Raw genomic sequence first — 16,106 nt, forward strand, 5'->3', positions numbered from 1 at the left:
CTCCCCCGTGCTGTTGCTGATGACCTACCTGCCGCCTCCTACCAACGCCTCACCCCCTCTCCTCGCCGAGCGGGGCGCCGCGTTGGCGCATGAACTCGACCGGGTTGGTGGAGTTGGAGGTGTCCAGGTCGCACCGCGATCCCGCACACACCCTCTGGTGGGTTTGGAAGTGCAGGTGCGGGCCCGACGAGTGGCCGCTGGTGCCGACCAGCCCAAGCCGCTGACCGGCCTGCACGGTGTCGCCTTCGCTGACGTCGGGCCGGCGGACCATGTGGCAGTAGCGCGTGCCATACCCGTCGGCGTGCACCAGGTCGACGTACCAGCCACATCCCTTGGCAGCAGGGCTGCCGTCGACGTCACAGTTGCCGGTGCTCAAGTCGCAACCCGCCCACACCACTCGCCCGGCGCTGGCCGCGTGGATGACCGTATTACGCGCCGCACCCAGGTCGACGCCAGCGTGGAATTTGCCGTCACGCGGCCCGTAGCGGCTTCCCACCGGAGCACCCAGCGGCACCGTCCACCCCGACGCCGCCACCGTCACCGGGTCTGATGAGCAGTCGGCGAGGCTGGCCCCGGGTAGGTCGGCGATCGTCGTGACGCCGACGACCGCGGCGACGACCTGCTCGGCGGCGTGCTCGTACGTGCCGTAGCGGTCGGGGAACGCGGAGACCTGAACGCGTTGCGCGGCGACGGTCAGCGGCAGGCTTTCCCACCGGCCGATGCGCTGCAGCTTCGAGTAGAACTTCGTGGCGGCGTAGACCGGGTCGATGATCTGCGCAGGTGTGCCCCACCCCTGGCTAGGACGCTGTTGGAACAACCCGAGGGAGTCGCGGTCACCGCCGTTCAGGTTGTGCAAGCTCGACTCGACCATGGCCGTAGCCACGGCGATGACCCACCCGCGGGCCGGCACACCATTCGCCCGCCCCACGGCAACGATCTGCGCGGCGTTGCCGACCTGCTCGGCGTCCCACCGTCCCACCGCCTCGACGGCCCCGATGGCCGAGCGCAAGGGGCCGGTGGCGGCACACGCCGACGCTGGCGCGGGGTTGTTGAGCACCACCGCCACGGGCAGCCCACACAGCAGCAAAGCGGCCACGATCACCACACCGAGCCCGATCCATCCGCGATTCACCGCGCCGCAGCCTCCTCGCGGACACCGAGCGTGGCCACCAGCCACCCGGCGTCGCTGCGCACACAAACCACCCGCAAAACCCCGGCGTCGGTGCTGACATCGACGTCGACCCGCTGCGCCGTGGCCGCCGCCGCCCGGCCCGAGCCAAGAACCCGGGTGGCAGGCACGTTGGCCGGCTCCACCGTGGCGAGCAGATCGGCGTAGGCGGGAACGGCGTAGGGACGCACCCCTGCCAACCAGCTTTCGGCGGGCAGGTCAGGGCGGGCCCAGGCCCGAACGAACCTCAGCGCGGTGGTCACCGCCGCCGGATCGGCCGTGCCTGGCGTGGCCGGCAGGACCCCGTCGGGATCCGCAGCCAGCGTCTCGGCCTGCGCCGCACCTTCGGGATGGGGGCCGGTGGCAGGCGTGCTACCACTCGCAGCGGGACCGCTCCCGGCACACGCGGTGAGCAGCAGCGTGGCAGCTCCCGCGATGCTCGCCCTGACGAAACGTGGTGTCACTGCCGCTCCTCGGGCGGGACCGACTCGTCTGGCGACCGAAGCGCGGCGTTGAGTTGCTGTCCCAGCAGGCGCACTTGGTGGTGGATCTCCACGAGTTGCGGGCGCGCTTGCGGCTGGCCAGCCACGACCTCGACCAGAGCGAAGATGTCGTGGCGCAGCTGCTCCAGGCCGACGCCGATGCGGGCCAGCGGAGCGCTGGCGGTGCGCACGGTGACACTCATTCGCCGACGTCGCGGGTGTAGTCCCCGTCGAGGTGCCCGTCGCTGGACCAGTCCAGCTCCGTCTCGCGCCGCGTCGTCTCGTCCAACTCTGTCCATTGCTGCCTGTCCTCCTGTTGGTCGTGGCGCGCGTTGTGTATCTCGGCGATGTATTCCTGGAGCGAGTCGACGCCCTCGCGCAGCCCGAACAATGCGGCTTCGAAGCGTTGCCAGTCCCAGACGTTGGTGACCTCTGCCGGCTGAGTCATGTCGTCCCTCCTCCTGTGCGCGCCGGCACTGCATGCTGCCGAGCTTCGATGTCGCCGGTGACGGCCTGTTCGGCGTCGTCGGGCCATGGCGCGGACCAGACGGCGTCGGCGCTGCGGGGTGTGTGGTTCCCGTGCCGACAGCGGGTGCTGTCCCATGCCTGCCACCGGTGCCGTGCCCGGTGCAGCGCCTCATGCCAGCGCAGCGGCGCGTCCGGGTCGGCTTTGCCGGAGTAGGCGTGGTGCCAGGACACGCTGAGCGCGGTCAGTTCCTCGACCAGGGCCGGGTGTGCTGGCCAGCACGCGCCGAGGTCCTGGGCGAGGCCGTAGCGGTCGACGAGCCACCGCGTCCAGGCGATCAGCCACGCCCACAGTTGCCGCGCGGCATCGGCGTCCACGTTCCGCCAGCAGTGGCCCGCTGGCGCCCACGCCGCGTCACCGTTGAGGGCCTCGACGCGTTCACCGAGCGCGACGTGCGCCTCGGCGAGGCGTTCTACGCTGACACGCAGCGAGTCGATGAGTTCGGCAAGCTCAGCGATCGCCCGTTGCTCTCCCGACGCCTCGGCCGGGACATCGAACAGGAACGCGCGGTCGGTCATCAGCGGCGCCGCCCTTCGAGTCGGGCGGTGAACGCGGCCTGGGCGGACTTGAAACGATGGGCGTCGGGGCGCTCCCACCACGCCGGTTGTACGACTTCGACCGGGGGCATGTTGCCGAGCAGCACCAGGGCGTGGCCGGTCGGCAGGGTCCGCAACTCGGCGAGGTCGAGCAGGTTCTCCCGTCGAGCGTTTTCCTGCACGCTGGCGCGCCCTCCGCCCCAACTGGCCGCTGACGACAGCTCCTGCACCTGGCCGAGCAGCGACTGCGCGTCCTTGAGGGCCGCCACGTCCTGCGTGCCGCCCATCACGAAGCGGGCGTTCGCACCGTCGCGCAGGGCTTGCCCACCGTCGCGGCCCCACCGCTCCTCTAGTTGGTGGGTGTTCTGGCAAGAGATCGACAAGGCGATACCGGCGCCACCGCCCTCAGAGGCCAGTGCGGGCAGCGACGGCAACGGCGCGATGTTCGTGATTTCGTCGCCGATGAGGTACAGGCAGGGCTCTACCCGCCCGCCCGGTGCGACGAAGGAGCGTTGCAGGGTGCGGTAGATGATGTCCTCGGCGATCGCGCTGAACAGCGGCGCGACCAGCGACTGCCCGCTGCGGGTGCCGACCAGATAAAGGGTGCCGGACTCATCCAGCCACTGCTCGGGCTGGAACTGCTCGCCGCGCGGTGGGGAGCAGGCGCGCAAGATCCGGGCGTTGCTGAACGGATCCAGCGCTCCGAAGACGACCGACTGAATACTCTCGCGGCCACGGCCGCTGGACTCGCGGTGGAATGCCAACCGGTCGGCCCACGCCGTTTGCTGGTGATGGCGCAGGATCCGCTCGGCCCGCGGGTCGCTGGGGTTGGCCGCCCAACTGGCCACGTCGGTCAGGGTGGCCTTTTCATCAAGAGCGGCGGCGTGCAGCAGACCACGGATGATCGATGCCGCCTGGTCCTGGAAGTATTGCCCGTTCTCGACATCACCTTTGAGGCCGGCACCGGCGGCGAAGCCCTTCGCGCGCAGCGCCGCGATGTCAGGATCGTGCGCCCCCTCGATCGGCGACCACCGCAGCCGGGGCAGTCCAGGCACCTGCCCCTGCGGTTCGAAGATCCATGTCGGACCAACCTCGGCGCGCAGGTAGTAGGTGACCGCCGCGACGTCGAGGCGGGTGGAGGTGGAGATCACTGCCCCTCGGGCGTCGGCGACCCGGGGCACGATGTAGCGCGAGGTCTTGTTGGCGAACCGGGCGGCTCCGGCGAGGAGTTCGGTGTACTCGTTGGCGAGGTACAGCGGCTCCCCGGTCAGCGCGTGGTGCCCCAAGAACCGCGCCACCTCCAAAGGGTCCTTACGGCGCTGAGTTTTCGAGTGCAGAGCCTCGGGGCGGTCGGTCGCCCGAATGGTCAGGCCAGGCCGAAGGATGTCGACGCGTCGAAGCACCGCCGACGCGGTCACCACTCGGTCGAGGTCCTTTCGGCTGGCGAACCCTCGCCGCTGCACCCGCCGCTGTATGAGCCGGACCGCCGGCATGCCGAGGCCAGCGAAGGCTCCAATGAACAGGCCGAACCACAGCACGTACAGCAGCGCGGTCGGCGGCAGGTCCGCCCGGGCCGCCGTGGGCCAAGCCGCCGCCGGGTCGCCGCCGTTGAGGATCATCCGCCCAGCAATGCCGGGCGCATCCGCCGGCGAGGTGCCCGGCCACACGGCGTGGGTAAGCACGCCACCGACCTGCCCGGCCAGCCACAGAGTGAAGGTGCCCAGCAGCGTGCAGAACACGGCAAGGCCCAGCAGCGTCAGCCGGGCCAGGATGTCGGCGCGGGGCATGCCGCGGCGCGGCAGCCGGCTTCCGGGGGACATCAGCGAGCCCGCCATCAGCGCACCTGCCCCACCGCGGCGGACTCCCGCGCCTCGTACTCGGAGTCGGTCAGCTCCCGCGGTTCGTTCTCGGGGTTGTCGCGCATCCGGCTGTCGGTGTCAACCATGGCCTGCTCGACACTGGAGAGCTGGTGCTTGACGACGTAGGAGCGCAACCCGACCTTCCACAGCCCGACCCCGCGGCGCAGATGCAGCAGCAGGTTCGTCTCTGTGTCGGTGGTGCCGAGGAACTCGCGGGCGGCGTCCAGCGAGCCCGGCGCCTGCCGGTACGAGACCCGCACACCGGTATCCTCGATGAGGCCCCGGGCGATACGGACCTGCTCGGAGTCGGCGCTGCCACTGGCCGCCAAGTCCGAGAATCGGTGAAACGCAAGGATGTTCTCCGTGCCCAACGCCCGGGCCAACTTCAGTTGCTCGCGCATCCGCCGTATCAGGCCAAGGTGACGGGTGACCAACGCAAACTCGTCGTACAGGCACACCCTCGGCGGGGCGTCGGGGCGGGTGAGCTCAGCTTCCAGCCACGACTGGGCGCAGGTCATCGCCATCGCCGTCATCTGATCCGAGGTCCGCACCGCCCGCAGGTCGAGGATCGCCCCCGGCTGCTCGAAGTCCACCGTCAGCGTCGCAGCAGTGGGTGCGTCGAAAATCCCGCCGAGGACGCCGGTAATCAGCCGCTCCAGCGCCAGACGGACCCGACGGCTGTCGGCGGCGAACTGGTCGACGTCGTAGTTCACCCCGGCGAGTCGGTGCGCCCACGCCCGCGGGTCACCCATCGCCGCGAGGACCAGCGACAGGGTCGGGGTGGCCAGCCGTTCGGCGCTGGTGCCGTCGTCGCTGTGGGTCACGGCGTCGAGGGCGTATTCGATCAGCGAACGCTCCGCCTCGCTGAGGGCACCACCGAGTTGAATTTCGAGGAGCCCTTCGAGCAGCAGCAGCCGGCGGGCCCGCTGGATCTGCAACCACTCCGGCTCGGCCTGCCCCGGCTGGCGGCGGATGCCCGCGAGGGGGTTCATCACGACACCCGCGCCAGGGCCGACGCGCACCGGCTGGATCCCGCAGCCTCAGCGAGGGCGTCGTACTCGCCCTTGACGTCGACGACGAAGAATCGGGTGCCGAACGGGATTCCCCGAAACGCGATGCTCTTGAGCAGCGACGACTTCGCCGAGCCGATCTCGCCGGTGACCACCATGTTCGGTGCACTGAGCAGCCCTGCCCGGTACAACTCCCGCATCGAGAACACGAACCCCGTCCGGGAGTACACCTCCTGACCGATCAGCGGTCCGTCCACCCCGAGGCCGGGGTCGGCGACGAACGGGTACACGCTGCACAGCTGCGCGCTGGTGGTCACCAGCGGCGGTAGCCGCAGCCGCCAGAACGCGCGCCCGGCGGCCCGCCCCAGAGCGCCGCGCCCGTCAACAGGCGGGGCGCCCAGGAGCCGCTCCGATGTCCGCCGCAGAGCGCGCCGTTCACGCTCCAGGTCCGCCTCGGCCGCCGCGAGATCCCGCCGGTCTGCGGACTGCGCGATGCGGTGCGCGAGCGATCCTTCTCGTTGCACCCGTGCGCGGCTCACGCCAACCATCCCCGCATCGGCTTGAGCCCACGGGCCAGGGGAAGCGCCCCGGCTATGAAACCCTGGTCCTGCTCGCCGTAGAGCACCACCGCCTGGCAGCCGGTACGGCCCAGCACCCGTTTGATCGCCCGCACGTCATGGCGGAGCTGCTCGTCGCTCTCGGCGGTGACGGTGACGACGATCGCGTAGCGGTAGCGCACGTGCCCAGCCGCCTGCTCCCGATCGACCTGCTCCACCGAGCGGGCCTCGTCGTCCTCCCGGGCGGTGCGCACCAACCGCATCTTGCGTTTGGTGATCTCGTCGCCGGCGCGGGCGACCTTGTCGCGGCGGGTCGCCAACTGGGCGAGCTGCGCGGGCACCGGCTCGGCGATGATCGTCACCGCGCGTCGACCCACCGTGCGCGTGAACAGGGCGGTCATCCACGTCATCGCCACCGGCTGACGCGGCATCTCATAGACCCACAGGCTCTGGGAAAACCCGGAGTCGTGGCGGTAGGACGACCAACCGATGTTTTCCGCGGCGATCGGACCCGCCATATGCGGTGCCACCCCCGGCGTGGTCGAGGCCCGCATGTCCACGTGCGGCTGGTCCTCGGGGTCGAACTGGGTACGCAGCACCGCCGCGTACTCCCGGGGCGTCAACCAGCCGACGGTGTCGACGCCGGCCTCCGCGACTGCGGCCTGCACCCCGCCGAGCTTGTCGAGCACGACTGTGGCGATGGCCGCGTCGGTGCCGCCCGCGTCGGTGATCTCCGCCGATAGCTTCTTGGTGTCGAACACGACGCTCAGGTACACCTCGTGGCGCTGCGTCGACGGCGCCGCCGCGGCGGTCAGTTCCGCCAGCGATCGGTACGCGCGAGTGTCGGTGTCGACCGCCTTCTGCACCAGGTAGCGCTGCGCCCGGTTGCCGGAGTCCGGGACGGCGCGGGCCGTCAGCGCCCACCTGGCCAGACCACTGTCGGCGTACTCGGTGCCGAGCAGGTTCAGCACGTCCGCCCACGCGGCCAGGCGTTGCTGTTGCACCGTCGTGTCGGCCAGGACCAGGTTGCTGCCCGCGCAGAGAAGGGACGCGGTGACGGTGTTCTCGCGGCGGTGGTGCAGCAGCCCCACCTCGGTCAATCCGTCGGCGGCTACAGCCGGCAGCCAGCGGTAGCCGGCGGCCGGACCGGGCAGATGCAGATGTGTGCTGCCGGGGGTAGCGGCGAAGGCACCACCGCGGTAGCGGTCCTGACGGGCGGCGCGCTGAGCGAGGGCCCCGGCGACGATGGGCGCCCACTCGGTGACCCGCCGCCCGCGCAGCCGCAGCAGGCCCACCGTGAGCAGGAGCAGCGCCGCGAGCAGCATGCCGCCGGCAGCACCCTGCCGGCCGGTCGCGAGCAGGTTCGCAGCGACGACCAGGCAGATCACGCCGGCGACAGCCGTGCCGATCTGCCCCGCCGAAAAGCCCATGATCGAGCCACGCGTGGACCGCGGCGGAAACTGGAACTGGGTCACCTGGACTCCTCACCTAGACCGGGACGATGGGTACTTCGGCGGCGCCACCCGCGGCGGCGCCCCCAGCGCGACCTGCCCCGGCGCCGGAGGCGGCACCACCTTGCGAAGGCTGGCCTGAGCTGGACGGCCCGCCTGAGCCGGCTGCCGGGCTGTGCCCGGACGTCTCTGACGTCGGAGCCGGTGAGGACGGCGAGTTGGCGGCAGAAGGTGCACCGGTCGGGTTGGTAGCGCCCCCACCGCTCGGGGCCTGCGGGGCGTCCTCGCCCTGCGAGCTGCCGGCTGCCGCGCCGGTGGCCTTCTCCCCGATGGCGTTCGGTGTGACCGGCAGCGCGGGCTGTCCGCTGGTGTCGCCGGGCGCACTGAACCGTCCCTCCGCCGCATCGTGTTGAGCGGTACGGGAATCGCGCTCGATCCCCTCAGCTTCTTGGCCGTTCTCTCCGCCATCGTGTTCATCTGCCGGTTCACCGCTCGGCTTTCCGACCTGGTCGCCGTCGCCGCTTCCTTGTAGGGCTTCCACCGCCTCGGGAATGGCGCTGGGTCGCGTGCCGAGGGGGCCAGCACCGCTGGTGGGGTTGGTCGGGATCGCGTCGGCGTTGCCCTGCATCAGAGATGCGGCGTCCGGGCCGCCACCGCTGTCGCCTCCACCGCTGAGAGGATCGGCCAGACGGCGGGCGGCGGCGTCCATACCGACCGCGCCAGCGGCGGAGGTCAGGAAACCCCTGGCGTCGACGTCGGCCAGGTAGCCGTCCCACATGCTCGTCAACCGCAGCAGAATCCACGGCGCGAGCACCATCAGAATGATCATGAACATGCCGCGCAGCACATTGAGGACGTTGTCGCTCTCGTAAGTGCTGCGCGTGCCGTAGATCCACAGGGCGGCGATGAAGAACTTCGAGCTGGCCAGGGCGTTGCAGGTCCAGAACCACTTACGACCCCACGAGCGCGTCTCGGCCATCACCTGACCGGTCATAGCCATCGCCCCGAACAACGCTGCCCCGGCGGCCAGCAGGGAGCGGAACAACAGCATCACGAACACCAATACCAGCCCGATCACGCTGATCACCGCGACGACGAAGGCCAGCAGGATCGTGCCGGTGTCCGCGGTCAGCGCGTTGAGCGCGTCCACCCACATGCTCGGCTGCCAGTCGCGTTCCTGATTGCGGGCGATCAGCGCCACGGTCGCCTCGTCCCACGCCCCCATCAGGATGTAGGCGATGCCGCCGGCGAAGGCGATCCCGAACATCGCGCGCACCAACCCGCCGAGGGTGGCCAGGGGCCCGGGGCCATTCATGCGCAATCCGTTGATCGCCGTGGAGATGAGGAAGATGAGCAGCACCATCAAGATCAAGACGCCGGAGATGTCGTTGTAGATGGCATAGAACGGCTCGTCCGGCACGGCGGAGGACTGCTCGAACACCACCTCGGCCAGCTTGCTTAACGCCCAGGCGAAACCCGCCACGGCAATGTCGGCCAAGCCCTCGAACCCGGACCGAGCGATATCCTTGGCCTTCTCGTCGACCCTGCAGCTCACACTGAACTTGCAGCCCTCGGGCTTGACCGACGAGAACGGCAGCAGCGACGCACGCAACGCGTCGCATCGATTCTTCTTCGCGGTCCACCGGTCGGCGTTGCCCGCGTCCTCGGCCGCGTTGTCGGCGAACCGCTCGCACCTCACGGGCGAAGCGCCGTCTTTCGGAGACCGATCGTCGAGCACCGACGCCGTATCCGCCGGCGGCGGTGACTGCACCGTGAGCGACACCGCGTCGCAGCGTTCCTGCTCCACGGCGCCGACAGCCTTACCGCAGTCGGTGATCCACCCGTCGCCGGATTCCCATTCCGCCCACGGCAGGCACCAGTTCACCTGCGGTCTCGCCTGCTCCTGGCCAGGCCCGGACAACTGCCGGTCAGACGACGGCGCTGGGCACGGCTTGGCCGGGGCGGACGGAGCAGGCGTCGGGGCGAGTGCTGCCGCAGCAGATTGCGCTGGCACTACCGCGCCGAGCAAGGCCAGCACGCTGATCGCCAGGCCGATCCCCCGCCGGCAAGCGTTGACCCAGGGCATGAGATCAGACCGTCCCCGGCACCCACGAGCGACCGCTGAGCACGTCGAGCAGCGGTTGAGTGTCGCGCGGACCGCCGTCGCGTCGGGTGCCGCGCTGGTCGGGCGGCGGTACCGGCAACGGCCGCTGCGCGGTCACCACACGCCAGCGGTCGAGCGTCCAGCGCATCGTCACCGACTGCACGTACCAACCACCCGCCAAACCCGTCTCCGGGCCGGCGACCACGCCATCGGTCGCTGACCCGCTGAGCGCGCAGAGCAGCAACCGCGCCGTGACCTCGGTGCCCTGCTGCACCTGTGCGTCTACGTCCGCGTCGGGCACCCACACCCGGGCAGCCACGGTCTGGGAGATCTCCTCACCGTCTGCCGGCGGTGAGCCGGCGCCCATCATCTCGGCCAGCGCCGGGCCCGAACCGTCGACTGCGATCGTGTCGATCAACGCCTGCCGCTCGACGTCCGGGTGGCCCGCCGCGGCGGACACCGTCACCACGTACGCCGCCGCCGCGTCACCGGCGCCGCGAGGTGTGCCAGCGAAGCCAACCGGCACTCCCCGAACGAGACGGTCGCCGAAACGCTCAGGCGCATTCTGCTTGGGCGCATCCCCCTCGGGCGCGCTGGCGCGGCCCGCAACGAAGATCGCCATCCCCGCAACGGCCACGCAGACAAGCAGCGAAACTACGGCCGATAGGCGTCCGCCGTCGGTTGCTTTGTAAGTTGCTCCCCGCACGCGGGGCACCCCCTAAATCTCGCTCAACAGGAAGCCGATGATCGATGTCGCCGAACCCACGACGATCGCCACAAGCCCGGCCTTCCACATCATCGATTTGCCTCGATCGCTGATGATGTGCGCGCCGAAGATCGGCCCGATGCCGAACGCGATCGCGCCAGCCGCAAGACCGGCCACGGCGGAGATCACGCCGAGGAACAGCGCGGCGTTTGCAAGCTTGTAGAACAGGTCCGAACGCGGCACCGCCGCCGGGTCAGGGCTGATCCGACCGAAGTCGAAGCCCCCGGACGGCGACGGCGTCGGCGTCGGGTCCGGTGCCAACGCGGCCACCACCGACGGCACCCGCACCGTCATCACGGCAGCTACCCAATGCACGAACACAACCAATTCCTCCCCCGTGTGAAGTCACCGTCCTCAGGCGACAGAAGCCCTCTCGCGTGATGGGCCAGGTTCAGCGGGGCAGTGTTCGACGACGATCGAGGCGACCTCGGTCAACGCGGTCCGCGTGGCCTTACTCAACGACCGCGGATCGAGTGGGTCAGGGCGTGCGAGCACCGGATCGAAGGGCACCCGGACGAGATGCGTCGCCGCCTTTCGCGCCAGGTGCTCGACCGCGCGAACCTCTCGGGCGGTGGAGTGTGTGGTCGTCATGACCACCACCACCGCGGACTCCGCCACCTGATCGAGTCCCGCAGCGCGAAGATGCGCCAGCAACCGCATGGTGTGCTGCAACGCATCAACGGTCGCGCGGGTCACCAATACTGGTACCGTCGACCAGCCCAACGCCCGCCACGTCGGCGTGTTGTCCGCCGCAGGGAGATCCAGCAGCGCCATGGCGTAGACCGACCGCAGATGGCCGATCACACCGAAGGTCTCCGGCCAGGTGGTTGGGCGCCGCTGCGCCGTCATCTTGCTCTCACCGACCAGAACGCGCAGGCCTGTCGGCCCTCGCTGCATCAACCCTTCAGCGAACAGAGGGTCAGCCAACCGCTCCTCCGCGACCGCCGCATCCCACGTTGATGCGGAGTTGCCCCGGGCCACACGATGGCCCAGCCCACCCCACGCACGCCCGGTCGCGTCCATCGCCACGATAGGAGCAGGGCTGGCAAGCGCCAGCACACCACCGAGCGCAGCCGTGAGCGTCGAACGACCAACACCGCCGTCCGCAGACGACAGGCTCACCAGGGGGCACCCCGCCTGCAATGACGCTGCCCGCAGCCACAGCGACTCCACCTGGCTGCCGCCGCCGAACTCGCGGGGAATCTCCCGCGGAGCCCGTTCCGGTTCCCGCGCCCACCACGGGCCGCTCTCTGCAGCCGCAGCTGGCACGGTAGATCGGCCGGGTTCGCTTGGCGGAGCGGGCGATGCCCGCTCCGCCAGCGCCCCCCACTCGCCGGCCCCCGACACCTCCGAAGAGGTCCCGGAGCCGGCGAGGTGGCCTGATCGGTCAGTCGATAAATCCGACACGTCCGCCTCCCCCCGAGGGCTTGCCGCACAGCACAGGCCAGCGACGGCAAGACACCGCCGCGAGCCGGTCCCCCGTTACTGTCACGACCTGGACGTCGACCACACGATCAGGCCAAATCAGAGACCGCATCGCCACAAGGCGTCACGCCCTCACGAACGCATCACGAGCCTCGCAACCCCCTCCAAGGAGGCCGACCGATGCGCTACCCTCAACCAACCAAAGTTGGCGTGAGACCAACTTTGTGTGGATCGGACACTGAGAGTCAAGCACAGATCACGGCAGGGTTCCACACAAACTTGGGTTCGGGCCAACTTTAGTTGGAGTCGGGGGGCACCACGATGCGACAGAACGAGAAGCCACCCAGTGGCCCGAGCCCAGCGCTGATCAGCGAGCGGCTCCAGGAGCTGTACGTCAAGCACCGCCCGAACCACGTCTACACCGACGCCGAGGTGGCCGACGCGCTCAAAGCCAAAGGGCTCCGCATCTCGGCGGAGAACATCCGCAAGCTCAGGATCGGAGCGCACGACAACCCCACAGCCTCCACGCTGACGGCCCTGGCCGACTTCTTCGGCGTCGGTGCGGGCTACTTCCTTGACCCGGCACCGGTCAACGCGAAGGTACAAGTGATGACGCGCTCCATCGAGCAACTATCCGACGGAGCAAGGGAAGGCATCGACGCCATCATCCAAAGCACCCTGAGGATGGAGCAAGCCGCGCGGGAGTCCGCCCAACTCGCCGCCGAGCAAGCCCGGCGAGACGCGCACTGATCTCGCTGTCCACAACAGGGGCGAACCACCCGAACCGGCCGACGCGCCCGCAGCCTCGATCTGGCCCGGGTAATGCCACGCTCTCGCCCGCACCGCGACGACCGACCGCGCGCCTGCGGCGACTTCGGGCCGCCGTCTGCAGTTGCCAGCCAGCCGGAATCACGAACCGAACCAACCAATGGTGGCCGCATCTCCACGTACGCCAAAGCCGCAGGCCACCGTCGCCGCCGACACCTCGAAGGCGCATGACGAGCAGATGCATGCCTGGTCAGAGCTGAGGTTCATCGCTAGCGTCACGAGGCTCCGACGCCAGACGGCGTCAAGAGCCACCGGTGAACGCCACGGCCGGAAGGGGCGTATTGCATGGTAGATCGATGGGCCGTAGAGCGTGCAGTTCGAGACGCTGACTGTTGCCTTAGCCCTTCCGGGCGCCACCTTATCCTGACGCTCTTGACCTGGACCGATACCGCAACCGCAGTGATCCCTCCGCAATTCTCGCCGAGCTTGACAGACCTGGAACGTGCGACAGGCTTGGCCCGCTCCACGATCGGAGTCTGGCTAAATCGACTTGAGAAATTGGGCTGGGTCATCCGCTTCAGGCCGAAAGTGGAAGACGCTCGCCGCAGAAAGGCACGGACCGCCTATCGCCTTCGAGTTCCCACGGGGGCAGGGGTTGGTACGGCTACAGAACCACCGCTAGTCCGGCAGCCGGACAGATCTAGTACGGGTGCCGGACTGGATCCAAACAACAAACATCATCCCACCGCGCGAAGCTCATCGAACACCCGCCCGAGTCACTCCTACACCCCAGGAGCCAATGGCTACTGCTCTTATCCCGATTGCGGCAAGTCCGCGCCGCTTCACTGAACGGATGAAACGGTCGTTCGGAACAACGCCAAGACGGACGCTAATGACAGGGCACCCAATTAACGGTCGATTCCCTGCTTGCATTTCCAGCCGGCGACAGATCCCGCGGTGGGGTCCGGCCCCGCAAGACCGGGCCCCACCAGACGGCTAAGTTAGAGGGTGCGGCTCATTGGTCAGCGCTGACAGGGCAGCGGCGATTTCCTGCGGTGTTGCTTTCACGTAGGTGGCTGTAGTGCCAGCGTCGCCGCCACTCTCCGAATGACCGGCGTACGCTCGCGCGATGGCATAGCCAAAGTTCCTTTCCACCCATGTCAAAGTAGTGTGACGTAACCAGTGGGTGCTGATCTGTTGCACGCGGACCCACGGCAGGTGCTCGCCGATGCGTACCCACAGATGGTCGTAACGCCGCCGCGTGATGGGCGCACCGTCCCGATAGCGCAGCAGCTGCCCCGCCTCCGTCGCGCCCCGCTCCTCAGCATGGCGCTGCAGGTATCTCATCAGCGTGGGGGAAACTGGTTGCCAACGCACCGAGTCCCCCTTCTCTCGAAGCAGAATCAAACATTGGTCCGGGTCAAGGTCAACCGGACGAAGCGCCAGAGCTCCACCGCGCCGACACGCCGTTTCGGTGTGCAGCCGCAAGAGCAAGGTGTCGAGGGCCGGATCGTTGCCTGTGCTAGCCGCAACCTCGTTTATCTCGGCCAGCCGCGTGTCCGCCACCGCCCGACGCGTGCTTGGTAGACGCCGCGGCTTCGCCACCTTCAAAGCAGGGTTGTCAGCCTCTGCGATGAAACCATCGGCTACTGCCCTTTTGTAGAGACACCGCAAGGCGGCAATCAGGTGCTCCGCCGCGCTTCGGCCTCCGCGGGCATTCCGCCGAGCCACAACGTGCGCCTTGACGTACTCCGCCAACTTTTCAATTTCCGACGGCGTGGGCTCGTCGAGCCTGCGTTGCCCCCAGTGTTCCACCACACGGTTCCAGTAGGAGCCATAGGCACGTTTCGTACCTTCCGAGACCGCAGCCGCCACCACGGGAACGTATTCGGCGAAGGTCGGCGCCGGAGGCCGAGCCACGGCGGCCTCCATAAGGTCGGCAGGCGAGATGCCCATCCGAGCAAGAAGGAGCCGAGCCGCTGCCACCTCAGCTTGACTCGCCGATGCGTCACTCATGCTCGCCCCCGAAGACCGCATCGTGAGCCTGCCCGATCATCTCGTCGATCTTTGCCGGTGGATGAACCACCAGGCGGTTGCTGGCCGGTTCAGCCACGATGAGTACGCGGTCGCCGGCGGCGAGGCCGCACCATTGACGGACCACTGCCGGCAGTCGGATGTGGCCTTCCTTCGTTACCTTGAAGACGCCTTGCTTGTCAGCTGATACGACGATCAGCCCTCGACGCTCCCGAATGCTCAGTCGCAATCCGGGGGTCCACTGGAGTTCCTTCATCGCGCACCGGTCGGCGATCCGACCACGCGAGTCGAGCGTCGCCACACCATAAACAGCTGCGCTGCTTCGCGTGGCGGCAAGACTCGGAAGTGGTAGCGGAGGACGCCTCATGGCCGCCGAGGGGGAGCCAGGAGCAACGCGCACGCCAGGTGCCAGACCGGGCAGAGCAACGGCGGGAATCACTGACGAGCCGCCGCGCGTCATCGCGGAGTTCGTCCGGCGCTGGTCACTGAGAGTAGTGCCAGGCGCAGTGTCTGATGGGTTTCGGCGGTGGTCAAGCATCCTTGACCACCGCTACGTCTACGTCGCACATATGAGACGTACTCGTGTCCGAGGGGGGACTTGAACCCCCACGCCCTATACGGGCACTAGCACCTCAAGCTAGCGCGTCTGCCATTCCGCCACCCGGACCTACACGTTCAGCCTACCTCGCCGACCCAGATGATCTTCACATCAGAAGGTCGGCCCAGCGGGCCGCACGGGGAGTTACTGTACACGCCGCTCGTGGATCATGCACATCGCCGTACACCTCCCCCGCCGGGACGCTCCCACCGCTGCTCAACGGGCTCGTTGAGGGTCACCGACGCGCCGCCGCAGGCGGGTCCGGGTAGCGGTCGGCCGCCCTCTGCCGGCAGCATTGGCACGTGTCCCATCCCTCTCCCTTGGCGGCGGCCCAGCACCGGGCCCTCGCCCTGCGCGCCGCGGGCGACCTCGGCGCCGCCCGGCAGCTGCTGGCTGAGGTCGTCGAATTCGCGCGCCCGCAGTTCGGCGAGGACCACCCGGAGATGCTGCACACCGCACACCTGCTGGCCCGGTTGCACCGTGAGGCGGACGACCCGCTCGCCGCCCGCCGGGTGTTGGAGGAGGCATTCGCGGCGGGCGAGCGGCGGTGGGAGCACTCCGACCCGGCGCTGCTCGCGCTCGCCTTCGAGCTCGCCGAGGTGGCCGAGGAACTGGGCAACCGCCACGAGGCCCGCCGCAACTACACCCGGGTCGCGACCGCCGGGCCCGCCGCGCTCGGGGAGCAGCATCCCGCGGTACGCGCCGCCCGCGCTACCTCGGCGGGCCGCCCCCGGCCCGCCGCCGGCGGCCGAGCCCGGCCCCGACCGATGCTGGCAGCCAGTCGGCACTGTCCGGTCCGACCGCTGTCCCTGGCGACCTTGG

The 16,106-nt window shown here is 69.1% G+C and carries 17 protein-coding genes and 1 tRNA gene; 2 read left to right on the top strand and 16 right to left on the bottom strand.

Annotation, left to right across the window (positions count from 1 at the left end; translation table 11 throughout):
- Nucleotides 1-49 precede the first annotated feature (49 nt).
- The 13 genes from JNW91_RS00775 to JNW91_RS00830 form a co-directional block, all read right to left on the bottom strand.
- Nucleotides 50-1,132, bottom strand: coding sequence for a M23 family metallopeptidase (locus JNW91_RS00775; RefSeq protein ID WP_203173007.1), 1,083 nt, complete (start codon nucleotides 1,130-1,132; stop codon nucleotides 50-52).
- A complete protein-coding gene (locus tag JNW91_RS00780; protein ID WP_203173008.1) occupies nucleotides 1,129-1,431 on the bottom strand; it encodes a hypothetical protein in 303 nt (100 codons plus the stop codon). Before JNW91_RS00780 ends, JNW91_RS00775 begins: the two co-directional genes overlap by 4 nt.
- A 197-nt stretch (nucleotides 1,432-1,628) precedes the next feature.
- The gene (locus JNW91_RS00785) at nucleotides 1,629-1,853 is read right to left on the bottom strand and encodes a hypothetical protein (RefSeq protein WP_203173009.1); all 225 of its coding nucleotides are present in this window, start codon (nucleotides 1,851-1,853) and stop codon (nucleotides 1,629-1,631) included.
- Nucleotides 1,850-2,098: a hypothetical protein gene (locus tag JNW91_RS00790; RefSeq protein ID WP_203173010.1), complete on the bottom strand. Its 249-nt coding sequence runs from the start codon at nucleotides 2,096-2,098 to the stop codon at nucleotides 1,850-1,852. Before JNW91_RS00790 ends, JNW91_RS00785 begins: the two co-directional genes overlap by 4 nt.
- Nucleotides 2,095-2,694: a hypothetical protein gene (locus JNW91_RS00795; RefSeq protein WP_203173011.1), complete on the bottom strand. Its 600-nt coding sequence runs from the start codon at nucleotides 2,692-2,694 to the stop codon at nucleotides 2,095-2,097. Before JNW91_RS00795 ends, JNW91_RS00790 begins: the two co-directional genes overlap by 4 nt.
- The gene (locus JNW91_RS00800) at nucleotides 2,694-4,547 is read right to left on the bottom strand and encodes a type IV secretory system conjugative DNA transfer family protein (RefSeq protein WP_238423979.1); all 1,854 of its coding nucleotides are present in this window, start codon (nucleotides 4,545-4,547) and stop codon (nucleotides 2,694-2,696) included. The genes JNW91_RS00795 and JNW91_RS00800 overlap by 1 nt, the downstream gene beginning before the upstream one ends.
- Nucleotides 4,547-5,563 (bottom strand): hypothetical protein, encoded by a 1,017-nt coding sequence (locus tag JNW91_RS00805; protein WP_238423980.1) that lies wholly within the window; start codon nucleotides 5,561-5,563, stop codon nucleotides 4,547-4,549. Before JNW91_RS00805 ends, JNW91_RS00800 begins: the two co-directional genes overlap by 1 nt.
- Nucleotides 5,563-6,120: a type IV secretory system conjugative DNA transfer family protein gene (locus JNW91_RS31580; protein ID WP_238423981.1), complete on the bottom strand. Its 558-nt coding sequence runs from the start codon at nucleotides 6,118-6,120 to the stop codon at nucleotides 5,563-5,565. Before JNW91_RS31580 ends, JNW91_RS00805 begins: the two co-directional genes overlap by 1 nt.
- On the bottom strand, nucleotides 6,117-7,613 hold the full coding sequence (locus JNW91_RS00810) for an SCO6880 family protein (protein ID WP_203173012.1): 1,497 nt from the start codon (nucleotides 7,611-7,613) through the stop codon (nucleotides 6,117-6,119). Before JNW91_RS00810 ends, JNW91_RS31580 begins: the two co-directional genes overlap by 4 nt.
- Before the next feature lie 13 nt (nucleotides 7,614-7,626).
- Nucleotides 7,627-9,675 (bottom strand): ICP22 family protein, encoded by a 2,049-nt coding sequence (locus tag JNW91_RS00815; RefSeq protein WP_203173013.1) that lies wholly within the window; start codon nucleotides 9,673-9,675, stop codon nucleotides 7,627-7,629.
- Nucleotides 9,676-9,679: 4 nt separating this feature from the next.
- Entirely contained in the window at nucleotides 9,680-10,219 is a 540-nt protein-coding gene (locus JNW91_RS00820; protein ID WP_203173014.1) for a hypothetical protein, read from the bottom strand.
- A 192-nt stretch (nucleotides 10,220-10,411) separates the two neighbouring features.
- Nucleotides 10,412-10,753 carry a hypothetical protein gene (locus JNW91_RS00825; protein WP_238423983.1) on the bottom strand — a complete coding sequence of 114 codons (342 nt, stop codon included), beginning with the start codon at nucleotides 10,751-10,753 and terminating at the stop codon, nucleotides 10,412-10,414.
- 60 nt (nucleotides 10,754-10,813) lie between these two features.
- Entirely contained in the window at nucleotides 10,814-11,581 is a 768-nt protein-coding gene (locus tag JNW91_RS00830; protein ID WP_203173015.1) for a MinD/ParA family ATP-binding protein, read from the bottom strand.
- A 624-nt stretch (nucleotides 11,582-12,205) separates the two neighbouring features.
- Here JNW91_RS00830 and JNW91_RS00835 point away from each other — a divergent pair.
- On the top strand, nucleotides 12,206-12,634 hold the full coding sequence (locus JNW91_RS00835; RefSeq protein WP_203173016.1) for a hypothetical protein: 429 nt from the start codon (nucleotides 12,206-12,208) through the stop codon (nucleotides 12,632-12,634).
- 1,014 nt (nucleotides 12,635-13,648) lie between these two features.
- Here the strand turns inward: JNW91_RS00835 and JNW91_RS00840 are convergent.
- The 3 genes from JNW91_RS00840 to JNW91_RS00850 form a co-directional block, all read right to left on the bottom strand.
- Nucleotides 13,649-14,527: a tyrosine-type recombinase/integrase gene (locus JNW91_RS00840; protein WP_309244161.1), complete on the bottom strand. Its 879-nt coding sequence runs from the start codon at nucleotides 14,525-14,527 to the stop codon at nucleotides 13,649-13,651.
- A 133-nt stretch (nucleotides 14,528-14,660) separates the two neighbouring features.
- A complete protein-coding gene (locus JNW91_RS00845; RefSeq protein ID WP_309244162.1) occupies nucleotides 14,661-14,987 on the bottom strand; it encodes an AbrB/MazE/SpoVT family DNA-binding domain-containing protein in 327 nt (108 codons plus the stop codon).
- A 282-nt stretch (nucleotides 14,988-15,269) separates the two neighbouring features.
- Nucleotides 15,270-15,353 (bottom strand) — tRNA-Leu (locus JNW91_RS00850).
- Between the two features lie 233 nt (nucleotides 15,354-15,586).
- Between JNW91_RS00850 and JNW91_RS00855 the strand changes: the two genes are divergently transcribed.
- The coding region (locus tag JNW91_RS00855) for a tetratricopeptide repeat protein (RefSeq protein WP_203173017.1) at nucleotides 15,587-16,106 on the top strand (520 nt) is incomplete at its 3' end.

Source organism: Micromonospora parastrephiae, from assembly GCF_016802865.1.
Classification (GTDB): Bacteria; Actinomycetota; Actinomycetes; order Mycobacteriales; family Micromonosporaceae; genus Micromonospora; species Micromonospora parastrephiae.